Source organism: Microvirga zambiensis WSM3693 (assembly GCF_016735695.1).
Classification (GTDB): domain Bacteria; phylum Pseudomonadota; class Alphaproteobacteria; order Rhizobiales; family Beijerinckiaceae; genus Microvirga; species Microvirga zambiensis.
The window spans coordinates 1-619 of the sequence record NZ_JAERQD010000236.1 but is presented as its reverse complement, the minus strand read 5'-3'; the positions used below and the strand labels follow the sequence as shown (position 1 = coordinate 619).

The 619-nt window shown below is 62.0% G+C and carries 1 protein-coding gene; it reads right to left on the bottom strand.

The genetic code is table 11. The annotated features are described in order from the left end of the window. Window positions 1-283: 283 nt before the first annotated feature. The coding region (locus JKL46_RS35070) for an aminotransferase class I/II-fold pyridoxal phosphate-dependent enzyme (protein ID WP_201843071.1) at window positions 284-619 on the bottom strand (336 nt) is incomplete at its 5' end.

Sequence of the window (619 nt, the reverse complement as noted above, 5' to 3'; positions counted from 1 at the left end):
GACGGCACCGAGGTCATTCCGATGCCGACAAACAGCGCCGCCTGATCGGCCCCATCACCTAAATTCCGTCATAGCTCCTTCCAAGGCGCTGAGACAGTCGTGGCATCGGATCGAGCGGGCTTTCGATCGCCACGTCATAAACCCGAGCCGCGAGGATCTTGCGAATATAGTCCTGCACGTCTGAGATGCCTTTCTGGTTCAGCACGGGAGACCGTGTGCTCCCTTATGTCCTTGTATCTCACCCGATCCATGCATGGCATCGGCTTCGCGAAGCCCGGTCTGCCTATGCGGATAGTGGCACGGCGTTGTGGAGGGTCTGGTCGGCGTTGTCGAAGAACTTGCGGATGTTGCGGGCCGCCTGGCGGATGCGCTGCTCGTTTTCCACCAGCGCAATGCGCACGTAGTCGTCGCCGTGCTCGCCGAACCCGATGCCGGGGGCGACCGCCACGTCGGCCTTCTCCACCATGAGTTTGGAGAACTCCAAGCTGCCCATCGAGCGGAACTTTTCCGGGATCTGCGCCCAGGCGAACATCGAGGCGGTCGGAACCGGCACCTGCCAGCCCGCCTTGGCGAAGGATTCGACCATCACGTCGCGGCGACGCTTATAGGTCGCGCGCAT